Origin of the sequence: Corynebacterium tuscaniense DNF00037, from assembly GCF_000759055.1 — a bacterium.
Classification (GTDB): Bacteria; Actinomycetota; Actinomycetes; order Mycobacteriales; family Mycobacteriaceae; genus Corynebacterium; species Corynebacterium tuscaniense.
In genome coordinates this window covers 84,101-107,066 of record NZ_JRNG01000002.1, presented here as the reverse complement: position 1 = coordinate 107,066, position 22,966 = coordinate 84,101, and the positions used below count along the sequence as shown (strand labels likewise).

General features: G+C 57.5%; 22 protein-coding genes and 1 riboswitch. Of the genes, 18 read left to right on the top strand and 4 right to left on the bottom strand.

From position 1 onward, the window contains the following. The first annotated feature begins 160 nt into the window (after positions 1 to 160). Positions 161 to 337: riboswitch (cyclic di-AMP (ydaO/yuaA leader) on the top strand. Between the two features lie 8 nt (positions 338 to 345). The 7 genes from HMPREF2129_RS01125 to HMPREF2129_RS01095 all read left to right on the top strand — a co-directional run bounded on the left by HMPREF2129_RS01125 (position 346) and on the right by HMPREF2129_RS01095 (position 6,986). Next, complete coding sequence (locus HMPREF2129_RS01125; RefSeq protein WP_034661913.1) at positions 346 to 975, top strand: C40 family peptidase; 630 nt, start codon at positions 346 to 348, stop codon at positions 973 to 975. Positions 976 to 1,154: 179 nt separating this feature from the next. Then, on the top strand, positions 1,155 to 2,171 hold the full coding sequence (locus HMPREF2129_RS01120; protein ID WP_150385840.1) for a C40 family peptidase: 1,017 nt from the start codon (positions 1,155 to 1,157) through the stop codon (positions 2,169 to 2,171). After that, positions 2,158 to 3,312 (top strand): glycosyltransferase family 4 protein, encoded by a 1,155-nt coding sequence (locus HMPREF2129_RS01115; protein ID WP_034662054.1) that lies wholly within the window; start codon positions 2,158 to 2,160, stop codon positions 3,310 to 3,312. Before HMPREF2129_RS01120 ends, HMPREF2129_RS01115 begins: the two co-directional genes overlap by 14 nt. An 11-nt stretch (positions 3,313 to 3,323) precedes the next feature. Continuing rightward, the gene (locus HMPREF2129_RS01110; protein WP_034661911.1) at positions 3,324 to 4,283 is read left to right on the top strand and encodes an ROK family protein; all 960 of its coding nucleotides are present in this window, start codon (positions 3,324 to 3,326) and stop codon (positions 4,281 to 4,283) included. Positions 4,284 to 4,290: 7 nt separating this feature from the next. After that, a complete protein-coding gene (locus HMPREF2129_RS01105) occupies positions 4,291 to 5,043 on the top strand; it encodes a lysophospholipid acyltransferase family protein (RefSeq protein ID WP_034661909.1) in 753 nt (250 codons plus the stop codon). Positions 5,044 to 5,051: 8 nt separating this feature from the next. After that, positions 5,052 to 5,564: a polyadenylate-specific 3'-exoribonuclease AS gene (locus tag HMPREF2129_RS01100; RefSeq protein ID WP_034661907.1), complete on the top strand. Its 513-nt coding sequence runs from the start codon at positions 5,052 to 5,054 to the stop codon at positions 5,562 to 5,564. A gap of 33 nt (positions 5,565 to 5,597) precedes the next feature. Then, positions 5,598 to 6,986 carry a class II 3-deoxy-7-phosphoheptulonate synthase gene (locus tag HMPREF2129_RS01095; RefSeq protein WP_034661904.1) on the top strand — a complete coding sequence of 463 codons (1,389 nt, stop codon included), beginning with the start codon at positions 5,598 to 5,600 and terminating at the stop codon, positions 6,984 to 6,986. Here the strand turns inward: HMPREF2129_RS01095 and HMPREF2129_RS01090 are convergent. Further along, positions 6,983 to 8,140: a protein kinase domain-containing protein gene (locus HMPREF2129_RS01090; RefSeq protein WP_034661901.1), complete on the bottom strand. Its 1,158-nt coding sequence runs from the start codon at positions 8,138 to 8,140 to the stop codon at positions 6,983 to 6,985. The two genes, HMPREF2129_RS01095 and HMPREF2129_RS01090, sit on opposite strands and share 4 nt — an antisense overlap. Before the next feature lie 49 nt (positions 8,141 to 8,189). On the opposite strand from HMPREF2129_RS01090, the gene HMPREF2129_RS01085 reads away from it, so the two are divergent. Continuing rightward, a complete protein-coding gene (locus HMPREF2129_RS01085; protein ID WP_034661899.1) occupies positions 8,190 to 8,567 on the top strand; it encodes an Rv2175c family DNA-binding protein in 378 nt (125 codons plus the stop codon). Here the strand turns inward: HMPREF2129_RS01085 and HMPREF2129_RS01080 are convergent. The 3 genes from HMPREF2129_RS01080 to HMPREF2129_RS01070 all read right to left on the bottom strand — a co-directional run bounded on the left by HMPREF2129_RS01080 (position 8,536) and on the right by HMPREF2129_RS01070 (position 11,688). Then, positions 8,536 to 9,951, bottom strand: a complete 1,416-nt coding sequence (locus HMPREF2129_RS01080; RefSeq protein WP_034661896.1) for an alpha-(1->6)-mannopyranosyltransferase A — start codon at positions 9,949 to 9,951, stop codon at positions 8,536 to 8,538. The two genes, HMPREF2129_RS01085 and HMPREF2129_RS01080, sit on opposite strands and share 32 nt — an antisense overlap. A gap of 11 nt (positions 9,952 to 9,962) precedes the next feature. Then, the gene (locus HMPREF2129_RS01075) at positions 9,963 to 11,066 is read right to left on the bottom strand and encodes a polyprenyl synthetase family protein (RefSeq protein ID WP_034661894.1); all 1,104 of its coding nucleotides are present in this window, start codon (positions 11,064 to 11,066) and stop codon (positions 9,963 to 9,965) included. A gap of 70 nt (positions 11,067 to 11,136) precedes the next feature. Next, the gene (locus HMPREF2129_RS01070; RefSeq protein WP_034661891.1) at positions 11,137 to 11,688 is read right to left on the bottom strand and encodes a GNAT family N-acetyltransferase; all 552 of its coding nucleotides are present in this window, start codon (positions 11,686 to 11,688) and stop codon (positions 11,137 to 11,139) included. 145 nt (positions 11,689 to 11,833) lie between these two features. On the opposite strand from HMPREF2129_RS01070, the gene HMPREF2129_RS01065 reads away from it, so the two are divergent. From HMPREF2129_RS01065 to murD, 10 genes are all read left to right on the top strand, one after another. Continuing rightward, positions 11,834 to 12,271: an SAV_6107 family HEPN domain-containing protein gene (locus tag HMPREF2129_RS01065; RefSeq protein WP_034661888.1), complete on the top strand. Its 438-nt coding sequence runs from the start codon at positions 11,834 to 11,836 to the stop codon at positions 12,269 to 12,271. A gap of 98 nt (positions 12,272 to 12,369) precedes the next feature. After that, positions 12,370 to 12,759: a DUF3040 domain-containing protein gene (locus HMPREF2129_RS01060; RefSeq protein ID WP_034662052.1), complete on the top strand. Its 390-nt coding sequence runs from the start codon at positions 12,370 to 12,372 to the stop codon at positions 12,757 to 12,759. A gap of 389 nt (positions 12,760 to 13,148) precedes the next feature. Continuing rightward, positions 13,149 to 13,583: a division/cell wall cluster transcriptional repressor MraZ gene (gene mraZ / locus HMPREF2129_RS01055; RefSeq protein WP_034661885.1), complete on the top strand. Its 435-nt coding sequence runs from the start codon at positions 13,149 to 13,151 to the stop codon at positions 13,581 to 13,583. A gap of 174 nt (positions 13,584 to 13,757) precedes the next feature. Continuing rightward, positions 13,758 to 14,744: a 16S rRNA (cytosine(1402)-N(4))-methyltransferase RsmH gene (rsmH, locus tag HMPREF2129_RS01050; RefSeq protein ID WP_034662049.1), complete on the top strand. Its 987-nt coding sequence runs from the start codon at positions 13,758 to 13,760 to the stop codon at positions 14,742 to 14,744. A gap of 42 nt (positions 14,745 to 14,786) precedes the next feature. Then, positions 14,787 to 15,419: a hypothetical protein gene (locus HMPREF2129_RS01045; RefSeq protein WP_102723888.1), complete on the top strand. Its 633-nt coding sequence runs from the start codon at positions 14,787 to 14,789 to the stop codon at positions 15,417 to 15,419. 116 nt (positions 15,420 to 15,535) lie between these two features. Next, on the top strand, positions 15,536 to 17,479 hold the full coding sequence (locus HMPREF2129_RS01040) for a peptidoglycan D,D-transpeptidase FtsI family protein (protein WP_052092490.1): 1,944 nt from the start codon (positions 15,536 to 15,538) through the stop codon (positions 17,477 to 17,479). 13 nt (positions 17,480 to 17,492) lie between these two features. After that, entirely contained in the window at positions 17,493 to 18,977 is a 1,485-nt protein-coding gene (locus HMPREF2129_RS01035) for a UDP-N-acetylmuramoyl-L-alanyl-D-glutamate--2,6-diaminopimelate ligase (RefSeq protein WP_034661882.1), read from the top strand. Positions 18,978 to 18,979: 2 nt separating this feature from the next. Further along, positions 18,980 to 20,485, top strand: a complete 1,506-nt coding sequence (locus HMPREF2129_RS01030) for a UDP-N-acetylmuramoyl-tripeptide--D-alanyl-D-alanine ligase (RefSeq protein ID WP_034661879.1) — start codon at positions 18,980 to 18,982, stop codon at positions 20,483 to 20,485. A 15-nt stretch (positions 20,486 to 20,500) separates the two neighbouring features. Next, positions 20,501 to 21,610, top strand: a complete 1,110-nt coding sequence (gene mraY, locus HMPREF2129_RS01025; protein ID WP_034661876.1) for a phospho-N-acetylmuramoyl-pentapeptide-transferase — start codon at positions 20,501 to 20,503, stop codon at positions 21,608 to 21,610. Then, a complete protein-coding gene (gene murD, locus HMPREF2129_RS01020; RefSeq protein ID WP_034661873.1) occupies positions 21,607 to 22,959 on the top strand; it encodes a UDP-N-acetylmuramoyl-L-alanine--D-glutamate ligase in 1,353 nt (450 codons plus the stop codon). The genes mraY and murD overlap by 4 nt, the downstream gene beginning before the upstream one ends. Positions 22,960 to 22,966 lie beyond the last annotated feature (7 nt).

Sequence of the window (22,966 nt, the reverse complement as noted above, 5' to 3'; positions counted from 1 at the left end):
TGAAATCCTGAAGCCGCTATCTCTGGTGTGGTTGTGTGATTGCGAGGAAATTTAAATAACGGGAAAATAACGGGCGCGCCGCTAGACATTCTTCGTGTCCATTTCGTAACCTAGTTGAGACCTTGCAGCCACAAGGCGGCAAGCGAAACCTAGACATCGTAAATACATACAGCCGAGTTCCTTATGTTTGATCACATGACATGAGGAAGCCGGGGAACCGAGAACTTCCCTGGGGTGAACGGGAGGCAAGGGGCGCCAGAATGGCGCCGGAGTTTCCTGCGGTGACCTCTAGCACCGAACCCGTCAGCTAACCCGGTAGGCGACTGGAAGATATGGAGTTACATAGTGGCTAAGCATCGCCGCCAGACCACGTCCGCGTCCAAGCGCGGTCTTACTGCTGCATCCGCTGTTATTGCCGGCGCCACCCTCGTGAACCCGGCTAACGCTGACGCTGCAGAGGTTCGTGTACCGAACACCAACCTCTCTGCTGACGTCCCGGGCATTGAAAATGTGCCAGGTATTGAAAACGTGCCGGGTATCGATCAGTGGGTTCCCTCCCTCGCTGGAAAGGCTGCCCCGGGCGTGAATTTCAACGCTGCTGCGAAGGGTGCTGTTCCGGCACCGGTGCAGCCGCAGGGCCAGCGCATCGTCGATATCGCTAAGTCCAAGATTGGTTCCCCATACGTGTATGGCGCTGCCGGCCCGCAGGCTTTTGACTGCTCTGGCTTCACCTCTTGGGTTTATGCGCAGGCTGGCAAGTCCATCCCACGTACCTCTGGTGCGCAGGCGTCCGCCGGTCAGCGTGTGGCTATTAATGCTCTGCAGCCGGGCGACATCGTCGTCTACTACGGTGGCGCTTCTCACGTTGGTATCTACGCTGGCAACGGTCAGATCATCGATGCACTGAACTCTGGCACCCCGGTTGGCTACCGTCCGCTGGACTACATGCCGATTCACTCGGCTGTGCGTTTCTAAGCAAGAGAGTATGTCAACCCGGCTTCGGCCGGGTTTTCTCAATTGTCACACCTGTAACACGCTGCGAGTTTGGTGTGAAACACTGCTTGACCGAGCAGAATTAGCGCTATAAATTTATTTAAGGTTTGAGAACTTCAGGCTCTTTGGTCTGTCCGAGAAAGAGGTCGCTTTAAGTGGGCATGTGTCACGCTTCCTTCCGTTTCCGTCCGATGGTTGTGGCGGGTCTCATTGCCGGCTTTTCGGCGGTGCACTTGTCGGTGCCCGCACAGGCTGATGAGATTGAGCAGATAATTAATGAGCTCAGCTCTATCTCCGAGGAGGCTACGGCTAAGTCGGAGGAAGTGAAGAAGATTGAGGAAGAGATCTCCAAGGGGGAGGAGGAGGTTTCTTCTCTGCGCCGAGAGGCAGAGGATGCACGCCGTGACGCTGAGGATGCTAAGACGGCGCGTTCCGGTGCGCAGGGTGAAGTCGACGGCACCGCAAGAACCCAGTATCGCAACCTGTCCAATGATGCGCATTTGAACGCACTTCAGTCGGCTAACCCGCAAGAGGCGATTGACCGTTCTTCCTATCTTGGTTCGCTTTCGCGTTCAGCGCAGCGCACGTTGGAGGAGTCTCAGCGCCTGAATGAGATTGCTGCATCCCGCGCAACGGATGCCGATATTGCTGTGGCAGTTGCTGATTTCCGTCAGAGCGAGCTCGAGGGCAAGCGTGACAAGCTTGAGCGTGAGCGGGAGGACTTGGACAATAAGGTCAAGGAGATTGAATCCAAGGTTGATGGATTCACTCCGGAGGAGCGCGCGCGTTGGGAATCGAAGAATGGCCCAGTTGCGGTTAATGTGCCCGAGTCAGCTCATGCTTCGGGCGTGGTGTCAGCGGCGTTGTCAAAGGTGGGCTCGCCTTATGGCTGGGGTGCAGCTGGTCCGGATCAGTTCGATTGCTCAGGTTTGATGGTGTGGTCGTACGCGCAGAACGGCAAGTCGATTCCGCGTACCTCCCAGGCCCAGCTTGCGGGTGGAACGCGTGTGTCTATGTCTGAGCTCCAGCCAGGGGACATCATCGGTTACTACCCGGGGATCACGCACGTAGGCATGTACATTGGCAATGGCCAGGTGGTTCATGCGTCGGATTACGGTATTCCGGTTCAGGTTGTCCCCTTGAATTCAATGCCGGTGCAGGGTGCTGTCCGCTACTAGCCGGGTTCTGCTGGTTACGAATGATTACCCGCCGACAGTTGGCGGGATTCAGTCGTATTTGGAGCGGTTCGTCGCGGAGATTGTCGCGCGACGGGGGAGCGATTCCATCGTCGTGTTCGCGTCGACGCAAGATACGAAGGCTGCACAGCTTTTCGACGCTGCCCGGGATCACACCATTCACCGCTGGCCTCGTAAAATCATGCTTCCTACGTTGGCGACGGCGCGGGAGATGAAGCGGATTATCCGTGAACACCAGATTGACACTGTGTGGTTTGGTGCTGCGGCACCACTAGCGCTCCTAGCGCAGGCGGCGCGCAAGGCTGGTGCTATGCGGATTGTGTCTACCACCCACGGGCATGAGGTGGGGTGGTCCATGTTGCCTGTTGCTCGGCGGATACTGCGGCGTATTGGAAACACGACGGACACGCTTACGTATGTATCCGAATACACCCGCAGGAGGTTTGCCTCCGCGTTTGGTGCACACCCGGACTATGTCGCTTTGCCCTCCGGGGTGGACACGGAGTTTTTCCGGCCAGCAACAGCTGAGGAAAAGAAGAGCACGCGTAGTGAGTTCGGCTATGGGGATGAACCACTCGTCGTCGTGGCTTCCCGCCTCGTTGCGCGTAAAGGCCAAGATCAACTCATCCGAGGGTGGAGCACTGTGCAGGCGCGGTTCCCCGAAGCACGCCTTGCCATCATTGGGGAGGGACCCTACCGGAAGAAACTTGAGCAGCTCGCAGACCCGTTGGGGGATGCAGTGACGTTCCTTGGGCGTCTGCCACGCATAAGCATGCGTGATCTTGTTGCAGCGGCGGACATCATGGCTATGCCGGCGCGCACCCGCGGCGGTGGGTTGGACGTGGAAGGGTTGGGCATTGTCTACTTGGAAGCGCAAGCGTGTGGTGTCCCAGTCATTGCTGGCACCTCTGGTGGAGCGCCGGAAACGGTCACGCCGGAGACCGGCATTGTTGTCGATGGAACACGAACTCAAGCGGTTGCGGAAGCGGTGGTGGAGTTGTTGGGGGACGGGGGACGTCGACAAGCAATGGGCCTTAGCGGACGTGAACATGTCGCCGGAGTTTTCTCCTGGCAAGCGTTGGGGGACAGGCTCGAAAGCGTACTCTTCGAGGGGCGGGGCTAGAATAATGCCCTATGTCTGAGGCAAAGCTGACCATCGGGTTCGATATCGGGGGCACAAACACCCGTGCCGGTGTCGTCGATGAGGACGGCCGCATCCTTGCTGTTGAATCCGCGGCAACCCCGCACACCTCTGAAGATCTCCGCAGTGCAATCGTGGGGATGGTGGATCGCCTGCGCCAGCGATACCCTTCCGGTGCGATTGGTTCTGTGGGTCTCGCCGTCGCCGGATTCCTCGACCCAGAGTGCGAAGTGGTTCGCTTTGCCCCGCATCTTCCTTGGCAGGACAACGCGCCTGTAAGGAAGATTCTGCAAGATGAACTACGGCTTCCCGTGCGATTGGAGCATGACGCGAATTCAGCGGCCTGGGGGGAGTATCGCTTTGGGGCGGCACAAGATGCGAAGACGTGGGTGTTATTCGCCATTGGAACAGGAATCGGCGCGACTCTCATGCACAACGGGGAGATCTACCGCGGTGCATTCGGCACAGCTCCAGAGTTTGGTCACCTAACTGTCGTTCCGGGCGGACGTGCGTGCTCCTGCGGTAAACAAGGCTGCTTGGAGCGCTACGCATCGGGTACAGCGCTGGTAGACACCGCTGTGTCGATTGCCACCAATGGAGGATTTGAATCCTGTGGCCTGTACCGGAAGGCCGTGGACAAGCGTGCGACGGGCAACGATGTTGTGGCTGCAGCGCGCACGGGCGACGCATTGGGATTAGCTACCATGGATCACTTTGCCCAGTGGCTCGGGCAGGGCCTTTCCCTGGTGTGCGATGTTTTGGATCCAGAGCTCATCGTTCTAGGCGGGGGAGTGAGCCGCGATGCTGATTTATTCCTAGACACAGCGCAGAAAACTATGGCACGTTCAGTGGTAGGTGCAGGCTTTCGGCCATTGCCGGCACTTCAAACGGCCGATTTGGGCTCGCAGGCAGGTATGATCGGCGTTGCTGACTTGGCCCGACACCAGATGTAGAGGAAATATGAACAACAAGTGGTACAAGTTCTTTAAGTACATCCTGATTGGGCCGTGGCTGCGTTTGTGGAACCGCCCCGAAACCCAGGGGCTGGACAATATCCCTCCGGAGGGCACACCGGCGCTCATGGTGTCTAACCACCAAGCTGTGATGGATTCTTTCTATTTCCCGCTCGTGTGCCCGCGTCAACTGGTTCACCCGGCGAAGAAGGAGTACTTCACATCCCCGGGTTTCTCTGGTGCTGTACAAAAGTTTTTTATGACGGCTGTAGGGCAAGTCCCCATTGACCGTGAATCGAAGGACGCGGGTTCGGCGTTGTTGAAAGTGACGCAAGAGGTCTTCGACAACGGTGACCTGTTCTGCATCTATCCAGAGGGCACGCGCTCGCCGGACGGGCGGATCTACAAGGGGAAGACCGGCATGGCTCGTGTTGCCATGGCATCCGGGGTGCCGTGCATTCCGGTAGCCATGATTGGTACCCGCGACGCGAACCCGATTGGCTCCTGGATCCCCCGCCCGACCAAGGTGCGTGTGAAAATTGGTCAGCCGGTGGATCCGCACCAATGGGCGCGCGATAACGGCTTTGAACCACATGATCCGGCAGTGTGGCGTCCGTTCACGGACTTCTTCATGGAGCAACTGGTCGAGCTGTCGGGTTGCCCCTATGTGGATGCGTATGCAGCTGACGTGAAGAAGTCTCTCGAGGCAGGAAAGGGCTACCCGAAAGGCACTGAGCCTACGGGGGACCAGCTGAGCTAAGGCTTCTTGTGCGGTACTTCTACGACACGGAATTCATCGAGGATGGCGCCACCATCACTCTTGTATCCATCGGCATCGTTGCGGAGGATAGACGAGAGTACTACGCGGTGTCAACCGATTTTGATGGTGCGCGCGCAAATCGTTGGGTGCGGGAAAATGTACTAGCTAAGCTGCCTAATCCGGATAGTCCAGTCTGGAAACCACAGCGTCAGATCCGGGATGAGGTGTTCGAGTTTCTCACCTTCGGTGGGCACCGTCCGGAACTGTGGGCATGGGTGGGCGCCTATGACCACGTTGTGTTTGCACAGCTCTGGGGGGACATGACCAAGCTTCCCAAGGATTTGCCACGCTACACCCGGGAGCTGAAACAGTACTGGGATATGGCGGGCCGTCCGTCCTTGCCACGAACACCTAGAGATAACCATGATGCGCTCGTAGATGCGCGCCACAATCTTCACAAGTTCCGAGCATGCCAGCGTGCACTTCCCCTCGATCGGCGAGGGTTTGTATTAAATAGATAGGCATACCGTCTGCGACGTGCTAGAACTTATAGAATGAGCTGGACAGTAGACATCCCCAAAGAAGTACTCCCTGATCTTCCTCCCTTGCCGGGCGATATTTTTGAATCGTTCCAGGGGGTTGTGAACCTCCCTGCGAAGCAGCAGCCCACTTGGGATGAGAATGCTGCCCTTTACGTTCGTAAGATCCTTGAATCTGTGCCACCGGTTGTTGTGGCGCCGGAAATTCATAAGTTGAAGAAGCAGCTGGCAGAGGTTGCAGAGGGTAAGGCCTTCTTGCTCCAGGGGGGTGACTGCGCTGAGACTTTTGAGTCCAACACCGAGCCTCACATTCGCGCCAACATTAAGACGCTGCTGCAGATGGCGGTTGTGCTGACGTACGGTGCATCCACCCCAGTGGTGAAGTTGGCTCGCATTGCTGGCCAGTATGCCAAGCCACGTTCATCTGATCTGGATGAGAACGGCTTGCCCAATTACCGTGGTGACATTGTTAATGGTGTGGACCCAACACCGGAGTCACGTGAGCATGATCCGGCGCGAATGATCCGTGCGTACGCGAACGCGTCTGCTGCGATGAACTTGGTGCGCGCACTGACCAACTCCGGTACGGCTGACCTGTACCGGGTGGAAGCGTGGAACCGTGAGTTTGTGGCTAATTCCGCTGCTGGTGCACGGTATGAGGCTCTGTCCCGTGAAATCACCCGTTCGCTGCACTTCATGGATGCGTGTGGCGTGAATGACCGTGAACTGCGTACCTCGGAGATTTACGCTTCCCACGAAGCACTGCTTGTGGATTATGAGCGCGCGATGCTGCGTCTGGCCAAGGATGAGAACGGTGACACGAAGCTCTACGACTTGTCGGCACACCAGCTCTGGATTGGTGAGCGCACGCGTGGCCTGGATGACTTCCACGTTAATTTCGCCGCACTTATTGATAACCCGATTGGTCTGAAGCTCGGCCCGTCCGTGACACCGGAGGAGGCTGTCCGTTACGCCGAGAAGTTGGATCCAAACCGCCAGCCGGGGCGCCTGACCTTTGTGGCTCGCATGGGGCACGATAAGGTGCGCGATGTCCTGCCGGGCATTGTCCAGGCAGTTGAGCGTGAGGGCCATAAGGTTATTTGGCAGTCTGACCCGATGCACGGCAACACGTTTACGGCTTCGAATGGTTACAAGACTCGTCACTTTGACAAGATCATCGATGAGGTTCAGGGCTTCTTCGAGGTTCACCGTCACCTGGGTACTCACCCGGGCGGTATCCACATTGAGCTCACGGGTGAGCACGTCACGGAATGCTTGGGCGGCGCGCAGGACATCACGGATATTGATTTGCCGGGCCGCTACGAATCCGCATGTGATCCGCGTTTGAACACTGAGCAGGCGTTGGAGCTTGCGTTCCTGGTGGCGGAGATGCTCCGCAACTAGACCACCGGTCGGATGAGTTCGGGGAGCTCCCCGTAGAATCCGGACCCGTACCACCAGCCACCGACGGCGACGACAGTGGTGGCTGCTGTCATGAGGAGTAAAGCGAGAAAGAGCCGGAAGCCGGATCTGTTTGTTTCCGGTTTTGGTATCGGGCGAGGTTTGCGTGGAGGAGGGGCCACGGGAACTCGCTTCGGAACTGGAGGATTCGTTGGAACCGACGGGACTTCTGGTACTTGCTCCGCAACGTGTGTGATCCTCGTGGGAATCGCAGCAACTCGGTGCGCGGCTGATTGTGTGGGCAGAGGGACCACGAAGTGGGGCAGGCGCAGGTTCGCCGAGACATCCTCAATGGCGTCGAGGAATTCACGGGCACCGGTGAAACGGTTGCGTGGGTTGCGGGCGGTGGCGGAGGCCGTTAGTTCGTCGAAAAGCTTGGGTACTCCAGCGATGCGGCTGCTGGGTGGCGGTACATCGTAGTGGAGTCGCGCGAAAGCGTGAGCAAGTGGGGTGTCACCGTGGAAGGGCACGGTGCCGGTGAGTAATTCGAAGAGGACAATGCCGGCGGAGTACACGTCCGTGGCCAGGCTCAGAGGTGTGCCATCAACCTGCTCAGGGGCGATGTAGGCCACGGTGCCCACGATCTGGTCGGTGGAGCGGTTTGATTCGCTGGCGGCTCGCACCAGTCCGAAGTCTGCCAACTTTACGGTGTGATCACCGGCGATGAGAATGTTGTCGGGTTTGATGTCACGGTGAACAAGTCCTCGGTTATGCGCGACATTAAGTCCGGTGAGCATGCCACGCATGACCGCCGCGGCTGCATGTGGCGGCATGGGGCCGCGTTCAGCGAGGAGTTCGCGCAAGGTGCCACCAGTGATGAGTTCCATGATGAGGAAAACTTCCTCACCATCGGCGGAGAAATCATACACACCCACCAGGTTGGGGTGGCTGAGCTGCGCCATTGCCCGGGCTTCGCGGGAGAAACGGTTGAGAAACACCTCATCATCGAGGTAGCGGGAGTCCATGACCTTGGCTGCCACTTCGCGGTCCAGGCGTGTGTCTAAACAGCGGTACACGGTAGACATTCCGCCCCGAGCAATGGGGCGGTCGATGACGTACCGGCCTTCAAGCACATGGCCGGACTCAAGTTCACTCATGTTTTCTAAGTATGGCGCACGGGTGGAATGAAGTGGTAGCTGACGTAGAGTGTTCACCGTGAGTACAGAAAATTACGACCTGGATGCGCTGCTTGCTGGCGAGTCACTTTTGACGTTTCCCGAGGTTGCGGAGCAGCTAGGTGTCCCCGTGACCAAAGTGCACGATTATGTCAATGCGGGCAAGCTTCTGTCCTGGAAGAAGGAAGGAAAGAAGGTCGTGCCTTCCACGCTTCTCGACGAAGATGGGGGCCTTTCTAAATTCATCTCTGGCGCCATCACCGTGTTACTGGACGGCGGTTTCACCCAGGACGAGATCCTGGGTTACCTCTTCACCGCTGATGAGAGTTTGCCGGGCAGGCCGATAGATGCGCTTCACGGGCATGGGGCGCGTGAGGTTATTCGGCGCGCTCAGGCAATGGCCTTCTAGCCGCTAGCCATGAAGCAATGGCGGTGAGCAGCATCCACCAGCCGTCGTAGAAGCGGTGGTTACCACTGCCCATGAAGGACAGGGCAACCACGACGGTCGCTGCCACCGTGAGCTTGATCAGCCATGGCCGGGGCTTGAATGTGCCTACCAGCGTGAGGGATGAGGCAAAGTACCACGGCAGCGTGACGGCGTTAAATAGGAAGGCAACTTGGTACGCCAGGGTGATGCCCATGATCGCGCGGCGGTCAGACTGCCGGAAAATTGCCCACACTGCCACCAATCCGGCAAGCATGAGTAGGGAGCCGACGGTGCGGGCGCCGGTGAGGATGGTGTTGTACCTAAAGGTTTCGTCGACAAGCTGAATAAACGGTGCGACCGCATCGGCCATGAGCGTGGCGCCTGAGAGTGGGTTGACCACCTTCGAGTTGCCGGAGATCTGCGCCAACCAGCCCCACGATGTTCCGGACGCCCACGTCACCGCGGCGACGGCTGCAACAGACAAACCCACGGTAACAGCTCCGCCGAGGAAGAACACGCCACATCGTTTTGCAAGGGGAGTGCCCTGCGGTGCGTATCGGGCCAGCACCATCCACACGACAAAAGGCAACGCAATAGCTGCGGTGGCCTTCAGCGATACCGCCACGCCGATGAGTACGACACCAAAGCCAAAACGCCCGCGCAGGCAGGCCAGCAACCCCACGGAGACGAGTCCGACCATCACGGATTCGTTGTGCATGCCACCCACCATGTGAATGATCATCACCGGGTTAGCCACACCGAGCCACAGTGCGAGCGCGGGATTGCCGCCAAGGTGTTCCGCGATGCGGGGGACAGCGAGCGCGATGGCAGCAAAACCCATGAGCGAGATGATCTTGTACACGATGAGTCCGGCCGTGACATGGTCGCCGACCAGCGTGGTTACCCCGTCGCCGATCCACAAATGAAGGGGGCCGTACGGCGTTGTGGTGTTGCGCCAGTCGTGAGAGACCTCCAACAAGTACGGGCCAGGGTTGACGGCAGCGCCTTCCGAGTACGGGTCGAAGCCATCGCGCACCATCGCGCCCTGCATCAGGTAGGAGTACACATCGCGCGACATGAGCGGCGCAGCAAGAATCAAAGGAGCTGTCCATGCCCACAGTGCCGTGTGAACAACCTTCTCCCGACGTTCGCTACCCAGCAATACCCATGCGGCTACCAGCAGGAATACACCTGTTGTCAGTGCCACGTCCATGAGACCGCGCGCGTGGCCATAGCTCAACGATGACCAGCCGAGCGCGTCTAGCACGCCTCCCCGGTTACGTGTCGCGCCTGCGCCAAAAGAGCCCAGCATCATCAGCGTTGAGCCCACGACACCGAGCGGGATAATCCAAGAGCGAGCTGCCAACGAACAATCCTTTACATACGTCGCGCAGTGGCTTTTTCGGCCATTGTCTTCAAGGCTTCCGCGGCATTGTGGTCCAGCTGCGCATGGTTAAGGGAGGAAAGCCCGGTTTCCGTCAAATGCGCAATTCGCTTTTCGACGTCCTCCACCGCCCCCGTTCCCTCAATAATCGCCGTGAGCTCCGCGATATCCTTCGGGTCCTGCACCACGCCGATTCCGGAGCGGAGTTTCTCCGCCGCCACCGGATCGGTCTGGTCCGCGGCCCGCAAAGCCAGGGAATACAAAACGGTGCGCTTACCCTCCCGCAAATCATCACCGGCGGGCTTGCCGGTGACCTCTGGGTCGCCGAAGACCCCCAGCAGATCATCGCGGAGCTGATATGCCACGCCGATGTCGCGACCATACCCACGCAGCGCGGTAATCGTTGTCTCATCGGCACCAGCCACGGCTGCACCCAAGTGCAGTGGGCGTTCAATGGTGTACGCGGCGGTCTTGTACACATTGACTGCGTTAGCTAGTTCCTCGCTTTCGGAGCTGGCTGCCTCCAAGGAAATATCTAGGATTTGGCCACCGATAACCTCACTGCGCATCCCGCGCCATGGTTCATGCGCCCGGTCCCGGGCAGCGGTGCTCAGTCCCGAGCCATGCCACATGTCATCTGCCCACACCAGTGCAAGGTCACCAATGAGAATGGCCACGTTCTGCCCAAAGACCTCCGCATCACCGTGCCATCCCTGTGACCGGTGGTTGGCTGCCGCTGCGCGGTGAACAGTGGGGTTGCCGCGCCGGGTATCGGAAGCATCGATGATGTCATCGTGGATAAGAGCACATGCCTGGATGAACTCGAGTGCACTGACAGCCCGCAGAACAGCTCTGGGGTCCTCTTCACCCTTTTCCAAACCTCCCGCAGCGGTGTAGCCAACCCAGCCAAAAGTCGGGCGAATGCGTTTTCCACCACCCAGAACAAAGTCGCGCAAAAGGCCCACGGCGTTTGCAACGGGGGCACCGATCTCAGCAACAGGTGGGGAAACCTGATTCAGAAATGCGTTCAGTTGGCGTTCCACCGCCGCCGGAACATCATCGAGGGTGGGGGCGGAACCGGAAGGGGTTTGTTGCACGAAACATGGCTCCTTTAACCAGTTGCGGGTGGTTAGCAATACCGCTCACTTTACAGCTAGGTGCGGGCAGTCAGGTCAGAGGCAGTTTCCTGCCCAGGATGGCAAAGGGGCGACTGTCGCCGGCGTAGGTGAAATGGCGCAAAACGTCCAGGAAGCCGAGGGAGCGGTAAAGCCCGAACGCAGCATTATTCTCACCTGGCACCTCCGGTGTGGACAGCAAAGCGTAGGGTTCCGTGGTTTGCTCCAGCAACATGTGCATGAGTTTCCGGCCAGTGCCCTTGCATTGCAGATCGGGTGCGACATGAATTTCGGCGACCTCAAAGTAGTTCCGTATCACTGTGATCATGGCAGGTGTCATCGCCTGCCGCTGAAATAGACCTCTTCTTAGCTGGAGGTCCCACCACCGGTCACGTGTGCCTTTGAAGCCATAGGCGATTCCAACCAGTGTGTCGTTTTTATAAGCAGTCACAGCAACAAAACCGGGAGAGGTGGCATCACGGCGCCACACAGCGATGCGCTGCTCACGTATTGCAGGCGGATACTTCATGGCTGCGATGTAGAGATCCACGAGTTCCGGCACCGACTCAGTGAACTGTGGTGCAGTGAGGTGGCGGAATGTCATAGGCACGTCACCATCGAACCATGACGCGACCCTGAGCGGAGTAAAAATGCATAACTTAGAACAAGTGTTCGAACATGTGAGAAGGGGTGTCGCACGGGTTTTCTAATGTGAGGGCAACAAAGCAGATCACAGTGAGGTGTTAAAGATGAACAGCATTATTTCTGCCACGACGGGTGCTACTTGTGGCACGGTTCCACGGGTAACCCAGTATGAAGCGTTTCTTGATTCTGCACGGGAACTTCTCGCGGATGCCCAATTGCGCATCGCTCGTGGTGAGTATGACCTTGCAATTGAAAGTGCTTATCGCGCCGCTTTGCGTACCGCGGGCGCTGCTATCGCGGAATCAGCAGCCGTGGCCAAGCGCAAGAGGCTGCCTACGAGCGCTTGGGACAAGCTGCGCATTACTGGCGCCCGGGGCGAGGTGTGGGCTGATGTTTTTAGTGGATACTCCGCACTGCGTGGCCGGGTTGCATCGGGTATTGAGCTTCGCCCGAATCCTGTGAAAGCGACTGCGCTTGTTGCTGATGCTGCGGATTTTTACGCAGAAGTCACCGGTGTGGGGGACGGTATGGCTGCAGCTTAGGGGCGTTTTTCGGGCGGTACTGTTATCCTGAGGAACAAACCTGCCCACTGAATCGTTATATCCTCAAAGTGGACATCGAGTGCACGGCTGGAGGAATCGTGGCCCTTTCTGAGCAAGAACAGCAGCAGCTCCGCGAGATTGAGGAGTCGCTCCTTGCGGATGACCCGAAGTTTGGGGCATCCGTTGCTTCCGCGTCTCGCTTCCAGGGTGGTCCTGAATCCGGGCGCTTAACAATGCGCTCTGTGGCTCTCATTGTGCTGGGGTTGTGCCTTCTTATTGGGGGCGTGGCTTTGGCGGCTCAAAGTCTGTGGTTTGTGAGCTTGAGCATTATTGGCTTCGTTGTCATGTTTGCTGGTGGCGTCTGGGCCCTCCACACTCCAGCTGAACCGAACGCACGCCAGACGGGCCGCGCCAAGCATCCTTCGCAGCGCGGTGGCATGAGTTCTCGAATGGAGGAGAACTTCCGTCGCAGGTTTGAAGGGCAGTAAGTAGCGCATCAATCCCCGCCTCTTGGCGGGGATTTTTTATGCGCCCACTTTCTCCCACCTATGTCCCCCACTATCACCCACCCTTAAACGGCACCTGGGAATTTATGGTTTTGTTCGCGGCGTTGAGCGCGATCTGATGGGGAGAATTGGCATTTAAGAGAATCTAGTTAACGGTTGTTATTCAAAAATGCGGGCGTGTCTGCCACATTTTTTATGCATCTTGACCTCGTATTTTTCTGGAAGTGGAAAGAAAGTTTGACGTGAGAGTGGAATTTGTGGGGGATTGTGGGTTAAAGTGGGGCGCAGTGAGAGGTTAGTGGGGCACTTCTGGCCTTTCGCGGATAAAAGTTCACAACCGGAGTCATCGAGCAAGAAAGGTGGGGCGCCGGATGTTTCTAGGCACCTACACCCCAAAGCTGGATGACAAAGGGCGCCTGACGTTGCCCGCTAAATTCCGTGAGGGTTTGGCGGACGGGCTGATGGTGACCAAGGGGCAGGACCATTCTTTGGCGGTCTATCCCCGCGAGGAATTTGCGGCACGTGCACGTAAAGCAGCCGCGGTTTCACGCACGAATCCGAAGGCGCGCGCCTTCATTCGTAACTTGGCAGCAAGTGCGGATGAGCAGACGCTCGACGGATCTGGTCGCATCACGCTGTCGCCGGCGCACCGGGATTACGCGCAACTATCTAAGGAGTGCGTGGTCATCGGTTCAGTGGATTTCTTGGAAATCTGGGACGCCGAGTCCTGGGCGAAATACCAAGAAAATACGGAAGCCGCTTTCTCTGCGGCTGATGAGGACGACATTCTCTCAGGCCTGCTTTAGAAAGTGGGCGATTAGCGGAGAGCGTGTATGACCTCTGCTCGGGGCGCGAGTCGTTCTGGTGTACTTCCCCGATATCAGAATGACCGCCCCGGGTAGGGCTCTATACGTTCCCCGCGAGTGCACGTAAGTGAACAACAAGCCGCGAATGAAGGGGGTGACCCGGTGGCAACAAACATGGCACATCATGTCAACCACGGGCACGTCCCTGTAATGCGCGATCGCATGGGGGAGCTGTTGCGTCCTGCGGTGGAAGCTTTCGGTGCGAACGCTGTCATCGTTGATGGCACCCTAGGAGCCGGGGGTCACACTGAATACTTCTTGGAAATTTTCCCGCATGCTTCCGTAATCGGAATTGACCGTGATGGGAAAGCACTGCGCAAGGCCGCTGAACGGCTTGCGCCTTTCTCGGATCGTTTCCTGCCAGTGCAAGGTCGTTTTGATTGCTTAGAAGATTCGCTGGCACATGATGAAGGGGCGATTGTAAAGAAAGCGCGGGAGCATGGGCTTGCAGGTGCTTTCTTCGATCTTGGTGTCTCTTCAATGCAGCTGGACCAAGCTGAACGCGGTTTCGCATACAAGGTTGATGCGCCCTTGGACATGCGGATGGATTCCAGCAAGGGGATCACTGCAGCTGATGTCCTGAATACATACTCGCACGGGGATCTGGCGCGAGTGTTGAAGACGTATGGGGATGAGCGTTTCGCCGGCAAGATCGCATCCGCAGTGGTGGCCGAACGTGAAAAGGAACCGTTCACACGGTCCGGCCGTTTGGTTGAGCTGTTGTACCGGGTCATCCCAGCGGCGACGCGGCGCACGGGCGGGCATCCAGCGAAGCGAACTTTCCAGGCGTTGCGCGTGGAAGTAAATCGTGAGCTTGATGCACTGCAAAACGTTCTTCCCATGGTGGCTGAGGCTCTCGGTCCGGGTGGGCGTGCTGTGTTTATGAGCTACCAATCCCACGAGGACAAACTGGTCAAGCAGGCGTTTACTGAGCTCACTTCTTCTAAAACCCCGCCCGGGCTTCCCACTGAGCTGCCAGGGATGGAGGCCAAGTTCAAGGCCGTCACCCATGGGGCGGAGAAAGCCAGTGAAGAAGAAATAGAACAAAACAAGCGAGCGGCACCGGTCCGGGTGCGGGCCATAGAAAAGATCAGCAACTAACCAACCGAACCAACGATGAGCTCTGTGAAGGAAACAAGGACAATGGGAGCAAGCCAAGATCGCACTGCAGGCTACGCTGGCACCGCACTGCTCGAACGTGGACGAGGACGCACTACGCTCACCCCGCCGAAGCCCCGTTTTGCGCCGCATGTCCCGCGGCCAAGTCGGCTGGGGTCGAAGCAGGTCGTGTCGGTGCGTGGGCGCCGGGTAACCACAACGGAAACGAAGCGGAAGTTTTCGCGGATGTCTATTCTGTCGCTTCCGCTCCTGCTGCTGGGCATTTTTGGGGCTATGTTACTGTCTGCGTTGTCCACGCAGCAGACATTCACTATTCAGCAGCTGCAAAGTGAAGAGCGTGCGCTGAAGAATGAGATTGAAACCCTGAACCGTGATGTCGAAGACTCTCGTGCCGCTGCGGAAGTTGCTGCCAAAGCAGGGCAGGAGGGAATGGTTGTACCGTCGCAGGCTGGCATCATCACGGTGAATAACCATGGTGAGGCAACTGAGGTTGGTCCGGCTGATCCGGAAAAAACCCTACGTGTGGTGGATGTGAACGGTGACACTGTTCGTGTGGACCGTGCAACCAGTGACCGCAGTGCCACCGATAATGTTGCTGATAACCTCTCTCCATTGCCTGCTCCTGCAGTGCTGCAGTCCTTGCCGGGTGTGCAGTAATCCGATTTGTTTCCCGTCGCCGTGTGGCGGTGAACTTCTGGTGTGCGGGAGCCAGGCAAAATGAAGGGCGATTGAGCCTGAAATTTGAGAGGTAGGTGACCTGCGCCGTGACACGCATGGACCCGCAGCGGCGCCAACAACGTGGTGAGCCACAGAAAGTCATCACGGCTAAACGCATTCAACTGCTGACCGTGTTGTTTCTCGTGGTCGCTTTAGTTCTTGTTGGACGTCTTGCTTGGGTGCAGCTGAAGTGGGGGCCGCAGCTTCAAACTGTTGCTGCTGACCAGCGGACGCGCACGTTTGTGGATCCGGCGCGGCGAGGGGAGATTGTCGATAGGCAAGGCAATGTGCTCGCGTACACCATGCAGGCGCGTTCTTTGACTGTCTCGCCGGTGATTCTGCGGCGTGAGCTGGGGGAAAACGCGCGGAATGAGATGTACCAGGAAGGCGCTACCCGCGCGGAGGCTGAAGCTCAGGAAGGCGCCCGCGTGGAGGATATGCTCCGCCAAATGGCCAATGAGATTCCCCGCATGATTGGTCAGGGGGAAGACAACGAAGAAGACAAGAAAGACGGCGACAACAAGGTCAAAACCCAGAAAGTGAACTCCAAGGATATTCTGGAGAAGCTGCATGCCTCGACTGACTATGAAGTGTTGGTTCGCAATGTGGATCCAGATGTGGCGGCCGAGGTGGCTGAGAGATTTCACGGTGTTGCTGCTGATCACCAGGACATCCGCGAGTATCCGAACGGTGCTGTGGGGGAGAACATTATTGGCCGGGTGTCCATGGATGGCCAGGGGCAGTTCGGCCTTGAGGCTTCGAGCGACTCCATCTTGACTGGTATTAATGGCCGCTCCACGGAGGATGTTTCTGTGCATGGCCAGGTGATACCGGGTACGTTGCGCGATGTTGTGCCGGCCGTCAATGGTGCGAAGATCGACCTTACGATTGATCTTGATTTGCAAGCATACGTTCAACAGTTATTGGAGCAGGCGAAGGAGAACTCCCGGGCTAAGGGTGCGGAGGCGGTTGTTCTGGATGCGGCTACCGGCGAGGTGCTGGCCATGGCTAATACGGACACGATTGATCCGAATGGGGACCTTGAAAAGCAACTCAAGAACGGGCGAAGTTTTGACAACCCATCGATCTCGCATCCATTTGAACCGGGTTCTGTGGCCAAGATCATTACGGCCACCGCGGCGATTGAAGAAGGCCTGACAAACCCGGATGAAGTCCACCAGGTCCCCGGCCAGATTGAGATGTCTGGCGTGACGGTGGCTGACGCGTGGGAGCATGGTGTGCTTCCGTACACCACCACGGGCATTTTTGGTAAGTCCTCGAACGTGGGGACGCTCATGTTGGCGCAGCGCGTGGGGGAGGAGCGCTTTGATGACTATTTGAAACGCTTCGGCATTGGCCAGGCAACAGGGGTGGAACTGCCTAATGAGTCGGCTGGTTTAGTGCCTACCCGTGAGCAGTGGTCGGGTGGTACTTTTGCCAACCTGCCGATTGGGCAGGGAATGTCTATGACGACGTTGCAGCTGGCAAGTATTTATCAGTCGTTGGCTAATGGTGGTGAACGGATTGAACCCCGTATCATCAAACATGTGACATCCGCGACGGGCGAGGAGCTTCCGCAGGAGGAGCCTCGTCGCACCCGGGTTGCCAGCGAGGAGACGGCCCGCACGATCGTGAACATGTTCCGTGCGCCGTTCCAGGAAGACCCAGCTGGTTTTAACAGTGGTACGGCGCAGGGGAACAACATTCCGGGCTACCAGCTGTCAGGCAAGACCGGTACTGCGCAGCAGGTGAACCCGGATACGGGGGCGTATTCGAACTCGGATTACTGGATTACTTTTGCTGGCATTGCTCCAGCGGATGATCCACGTTTTGTTGTGGCTGTCATGATTGATGATCCGGAGCGTGGGCCACTTGAGGGTGGCGCTGGTGGCCAATCTTCGGCGCCGGTGTTCACCCAGATTGCTAGCTGGCTTATTGCACGCGAAAACATTTCACCTAGCCGGGACCCGGGTGAGCTGATGGTCCTTCAGGCTCAGTAGAGGGGGAGAGAAAATGAGCAATCACATATCCATCAACACCATCGCGCAGATTGCGGGTGGTCGCGTTGAAAATGATGCCGCAGTAGAGATCAGCGGTATCAGTCTTGATTCGCGTGCTGTGGGATCGGGCGCGATATTCGCGGCTTTGCCAGGAACTCGCACGCATGGGGCGATGTTCGCGCATGATTCGGCAGCTTCAGCTTTCCTTACCGATGAGGAGGGCTGGGCGCTTCTGCAGGATGCGGGGGAGATACGTCCCGTGATTGTTGTGGAGAGCGTGCGGCCGATTCTGGGTCGTGTTGCTTCCGCCGTTTATGGGAATCCTTCGAGCAAGCTCACGGTTCTGGGAGTGACGGGGACGTCGGGTAAGACGACGACAACGTACATGCTTGAAGCGGGTCTGACGGCGGCAGACAAGAAGGTCGGCCTGATCGGCACGACGGGCACTCGCATCATGGGCGAAGATGTGCCAACCTCTTTGACCACCCCGGAAGCACCGAAACTGCAAGAATTATTCGCAGAGATGGTCACTCGCGGTGTCACACACGTGGTCATGGAAGTCTCCTCCCATGCGCTCGTCTTGGGGCGCGTTGGTGGGACGCAGTTCACCGCTGCTGGCTTTACTAATCTTTCGCAGGACCACCTTGATTTTCACCCGACGATGGAGGATTATTTTGAGGCAAAAGCATTGCTTTTCGACGCTTCTTTGAAGGCCTCCGTCATCTGCGTTGATGACGAGTGGGGGGAGAAGATGGCTGCTCGTGCACACAATGTGATCACCGTGGGAACGCGCAATCAGGCGGGTGTTGATTGTTCTGCACGGCTCATCAGTACCACTGATTCTGGTGCTCAGGATGTGGAGCTTGAGTTGAATGGCACTGTCCACCAATTTCGCCTTCCACTTCCGGGCGCGTTCAATGTTGCGAATGCTGCCCTGGCTGCTGCATTGGCACAGGCTGTTGGTGTAAATGTGGAGAAATTCCTCTCGGGTATTGAGGGGGCTGCGGTTCCAGGACGTATGGAACGTATTAACTGCGGACAGGAGTTCATCGCGGTTGTGGATTATGCGCACAAGCCTGCCGCAATCGCCGCTGCATTAACGACGTTGCGTGAGCAGGTCTCAGGCCGCATTGGTGTTGTTGTGGGGGCTGGAGGTGACCGCGACCAGTCGAAGCGGGCGCCCATGGGTGAAGAGGCTGCACGGCGCGCTGACCTCGTGATCATTACTGATGACAATCCTCGCAGTGAGGACCCAGCAACGATCCGGGCGGCTGTGAAGGCCGGCGCGGAGAAGGTTCAAGGGACTGAGGTCCGTGAGGTCGGCTCACGTTCGGAGGCGATACGGGAACTCGTGGCATGGGCACAACCTGGCGATGCTGTCATTGTCGTGGGTAAAGGCCACGAGGTGGGGCAGATCATCGGGGATGAAGTACACCACTTTGATGACCGTGAGGAAGTCCGTTCGGCCTTGGCTGGCGTGGGTTTTAAGGAGGATTAACCATGATTCCAATGACATTGCGTCAGATTGCGCACGTCACCGGCGGGACCTTAAGTCCTTCCGCTGATCCGGACGCAACCGTGACTGGATATGTTGAGTTTGATTCCCGCAAGATCGCTGACGGTGGGCTGTTCGTCGCACTTCCTGGCGCGAATGTTGATGGCCATGATTTTGCGGAGGCAGCCATGCAGCGCGGCGCGGTCGGTGCACTTGTTGCTAGCGATATCGGTGTCCCAGCGGTGATTCTGCCGCCAGTGGAACAGGTGGAGGGCGATAATTCGGACCTCGCAGCGGGTGATCCGGATGGTACGGCCCGAGCGGTTGTGGCCGGGATGTCGAAGTTGGCGCGATTTGTGGCTCAGGAGCTCGTCGATAAGCATGGGCTCTTAATTACCGGCGTGACAGGCTCTGCCGGTAAGACCTCGACGAAGGATCTTATTGCGAACGTTTTGGCGTGTGGCGGTGAGACCGTCGCACCACCTGGCTCTTTCAACAACGAGATTGGGCTGCCGTACACCGTGCTGCGCTGCACAGAGGACACAAAATTCCTCGTGGCGGAGATGTCCGCGCGTGGCATTGGGCACATTGAAAAACTTACACATATCGCGCCTCCCGCGATGAGCGTGGTGCTCAATGTTGGCAGTGCTCACCTCGGTGAATTTGGCTCCCGCAACAACATAGCGGTGGCCAAAGGCGAAATCGTTGAAGCGCTTCAGGCGGATGGTATTGCGATACTCAACGCCGATGATGAGTTAGTTGTCGGCATGGCTTCGCGCACTAACGCCAAGGTCGTAACATTTTCCACACAGACCAAAGCAGACTACTACGCCACGGGCATCGTCCTCGACGATGTGGCCCGGGCGACGTTCACCATGCACACTCCTGGTGGGGAGCATGAGGTTTCCTTGAAAGTCTTCGGCGCCCACCAAGTATCCAATGCTTTGGCTGCTGCCGCCGTGGGGATTGAATCTGGGATTGATGCAGCGGCGGTGGCGGAAGCATTGAGCAATGCCCACAGCGTGTCTGTTAACCGTATGGATGTGTCCACCTGTGCTGACGGCGTGACGGTGATCAATGATGCCTACAACGCCAATCCCGACTCGATGCGTGCTGGCATTGCAGCACTCGCATTCACTGCTGCCGCCCGCCCCGGTGTGCGCTCCATTGCGGTTTTAGGAGAGATGGGGGAGCTTGGTGAAGACTCCGTTGCAGCTCACACTGCGCTTGCAGATGACCTTGGCCGATACGGCATCACCCACTTGATTGCGGTGGGGGATACGCCTGAGATTCATGCGCTTATGACCGCGTCTGCGGACCATGGAATTGCGGTGGAGCAGGCAATTGATGTTGATGATGCGACCGCAATCGTCACAGGTATTCTAAGCACTGTTCCACCCGGCGAGGACCACTGGTACGAGCGGACCGACCGCGACGTCGTGCTTGTGAAAGCAAGTAATGCGGCCGGATTGTGGCGCGTAGCCGAGAAGCTGTTGAAAACGGAAAGGTAGCAAAAGGTATTCACCATGACCCAGATCATTATGGCGGGGCTGATTAGCTTCCTAGTAGCGATCTTCACTACACCACTACTGATCCGGTATTTCACCTCAGCGGGTAAGGGCCAAGAGATCCGTGAGGACGGTCCGAAGTCACACATCCGTAAACGCGGTACCCCAACGATGGGCGGCATTGCCATCTTGTTGGGCATCGTGGTCGCTTATCTTGTCGTTGGGTTTTGGGGCATGGCTACAGGCCACGGTGGGTTCGCTGCATCGGGCTTACTTGTTCTAGGTTTGACCGTGTCGCTGGGTCTGCTGGGCTTCGCCGATGATGGCATCAAGCTCTTTTTTAACCGCAACCTTGGCCTGAATAAGACCGCGAAGCTGGTTGGCCAGCTTGCTGTTGCCCTGCTGTTCGGTTTCCTGCTGCTTCAGTTCCCGAACGAACAAGGCCTGACACCGGGCTCCACGCACGTAAGTTTCATCCGCGATATTGAGACGTTTGATGTCGCTGTCGGCGGGGCCGTAGTTGGCACCTTCCTCTTTCTCATCTTTGTCTACTTCCTCATTGCCGCTTGGTCGAATGCCGTGAACCTTACGGATGGGCTGGATGGTTTGGCTGCGGGTTCGACTGCTTTGGTGATGTTCGGGTACATGATCATGACGTTTTGGCAGTTCAGAAATTCCTGCTCTGTTACACCCGGTCCTGGCTGCTACGACGTCCGCGACCCGCTTGACCTTGCAGTCCTATGCGCTGCTGGTCTTGGTGCATGCGTTGGCTTCCTGTGGTGGAATGCTGCACCGGCCAAGATCTTCATGGGGGATACCGGATCATTGGCACTGGGCGGTCTGGTTGCCGGAGTATCCATCACCAGCCGCACTGAGGTACTCATGGTCATCGTTGGCGCACTTTTTGTCATGGAGGCCGCATCCGTGGTTATCCAAGTTGCTTCCTTTAAAACCACCGGTAAGCGTGTCTTCCGCATGGCCCCGTTCCACCATCACTTTGAAAACGGAGGGTGGGCAGAAACCACTGTGGTGGTCCGCTTCTGGCTTATCTGTGGTATCGCTGTTGCCCTTGGCCTGGCAATTTTCTACGCTGATTGGCTCACCGCGACGGGAGTGAGCCTGGTATGACGCGATACCTTATTGCCGGCGCCGGTGTTTCCGGCCAAGGCACCGCAAGATTGCTTCGCGTGGCAGGGTTGCCGTTTGACATCGTCGACGATGATCCAGCAAAAACCGACATACTGCGCTCCAATGAAATCTCTTTTGCGGACTACGACACGGTGGTGACTTCTCCTGGATGGCGTCCGGATTCACCGCTACTTGTTGCCGCCAAAGAGGCTGGTTGCGAGGTGATCGGTGACGTTGAATTGTGCTACCGGCTAGATAAGCAAGGGGTCTTTGGCCCGCCGCGTGATTGGTTGGTGGTCACGGGTACGAATGGTAAAACCACCACGACCGGCATGTTGGCTGCGATCATGCAGGAGGCTGCGCACTATACCGGCAAAAAGGCCGTCGCGTGCGGCAACATCGGCGTCGCCGTGGGCGATGCGTTGATCATGGAGGAGCGGGCAGACGTCCTGGTCGCTGAGCTGTCTAGCTTCCAACTTCACTGGTCTGAGCACCTCACACCTGATGCTGCTGTGCTGCTCAACCTGGCGGAAGACCACATTGATTGGCATGGCTCTTTTGAAGCTTATGCCCAGGCAAAAGCAAAAGTCTTCACTGCGTCCACCGCTGTTGCCGGTATCGACGATGAGCGCGTGCGGGACTACGCGCCAGCTCATGCCATCGGCTTCACCGTGAACGAACCACAAGCAGGGCAAGTGGGCATTATCGACGGGGGTATTGTCTCCCGCATCGGTGACACACCCGTGCAGATCACCGCTATCGAGGGCATTGAACCTCCCGGCCGTGCTGGCGTGCTCGACGCGCTGGCTGCATCCGCAATCGCGATTACTCGAGGCGCTGCCCCGGAGCAGATTGATCGTGCTCTGCATTCCTACACGGTGGCAGGCCACCGTGGTGCCGTTGTCCACAAAGACAGTGACAACGACATCGTCTGGATTGATAATTCCAAGGCAACTAACCCACACGCAGCTGATTCCGCGTTGAAGGCAACCACGTCGAAGATCGTGTGGGTTGCTGGGGGGCAACTGAAAGGTGCGGATGTTAGCTCACTCATTCAAGACCATGGAGAGAAGTTCCGTGCGGTCGCTCTATTGGGTGTTGATGGCTTGAAAATAAAGCATGCAGTGGAAACTTTTGCTCCTTCGGTTCCCACCTTTTATACGGATTCGACTGACCCGGTTGAGGCGATGGAGCAGGTCGTAAATTTTGCCACTGAACAGGCGCTTCCTGGTGATGCGGTGATTCTTGCTCCTGCGGCGGCAAGTTTGGATATGTACACCGGTATGGCACAACGTGGAAATCTCTTTGTCCAAGCTGCGCGCGCCAAAAAGGAAAAAGCGAACGAATAGGGCAAAG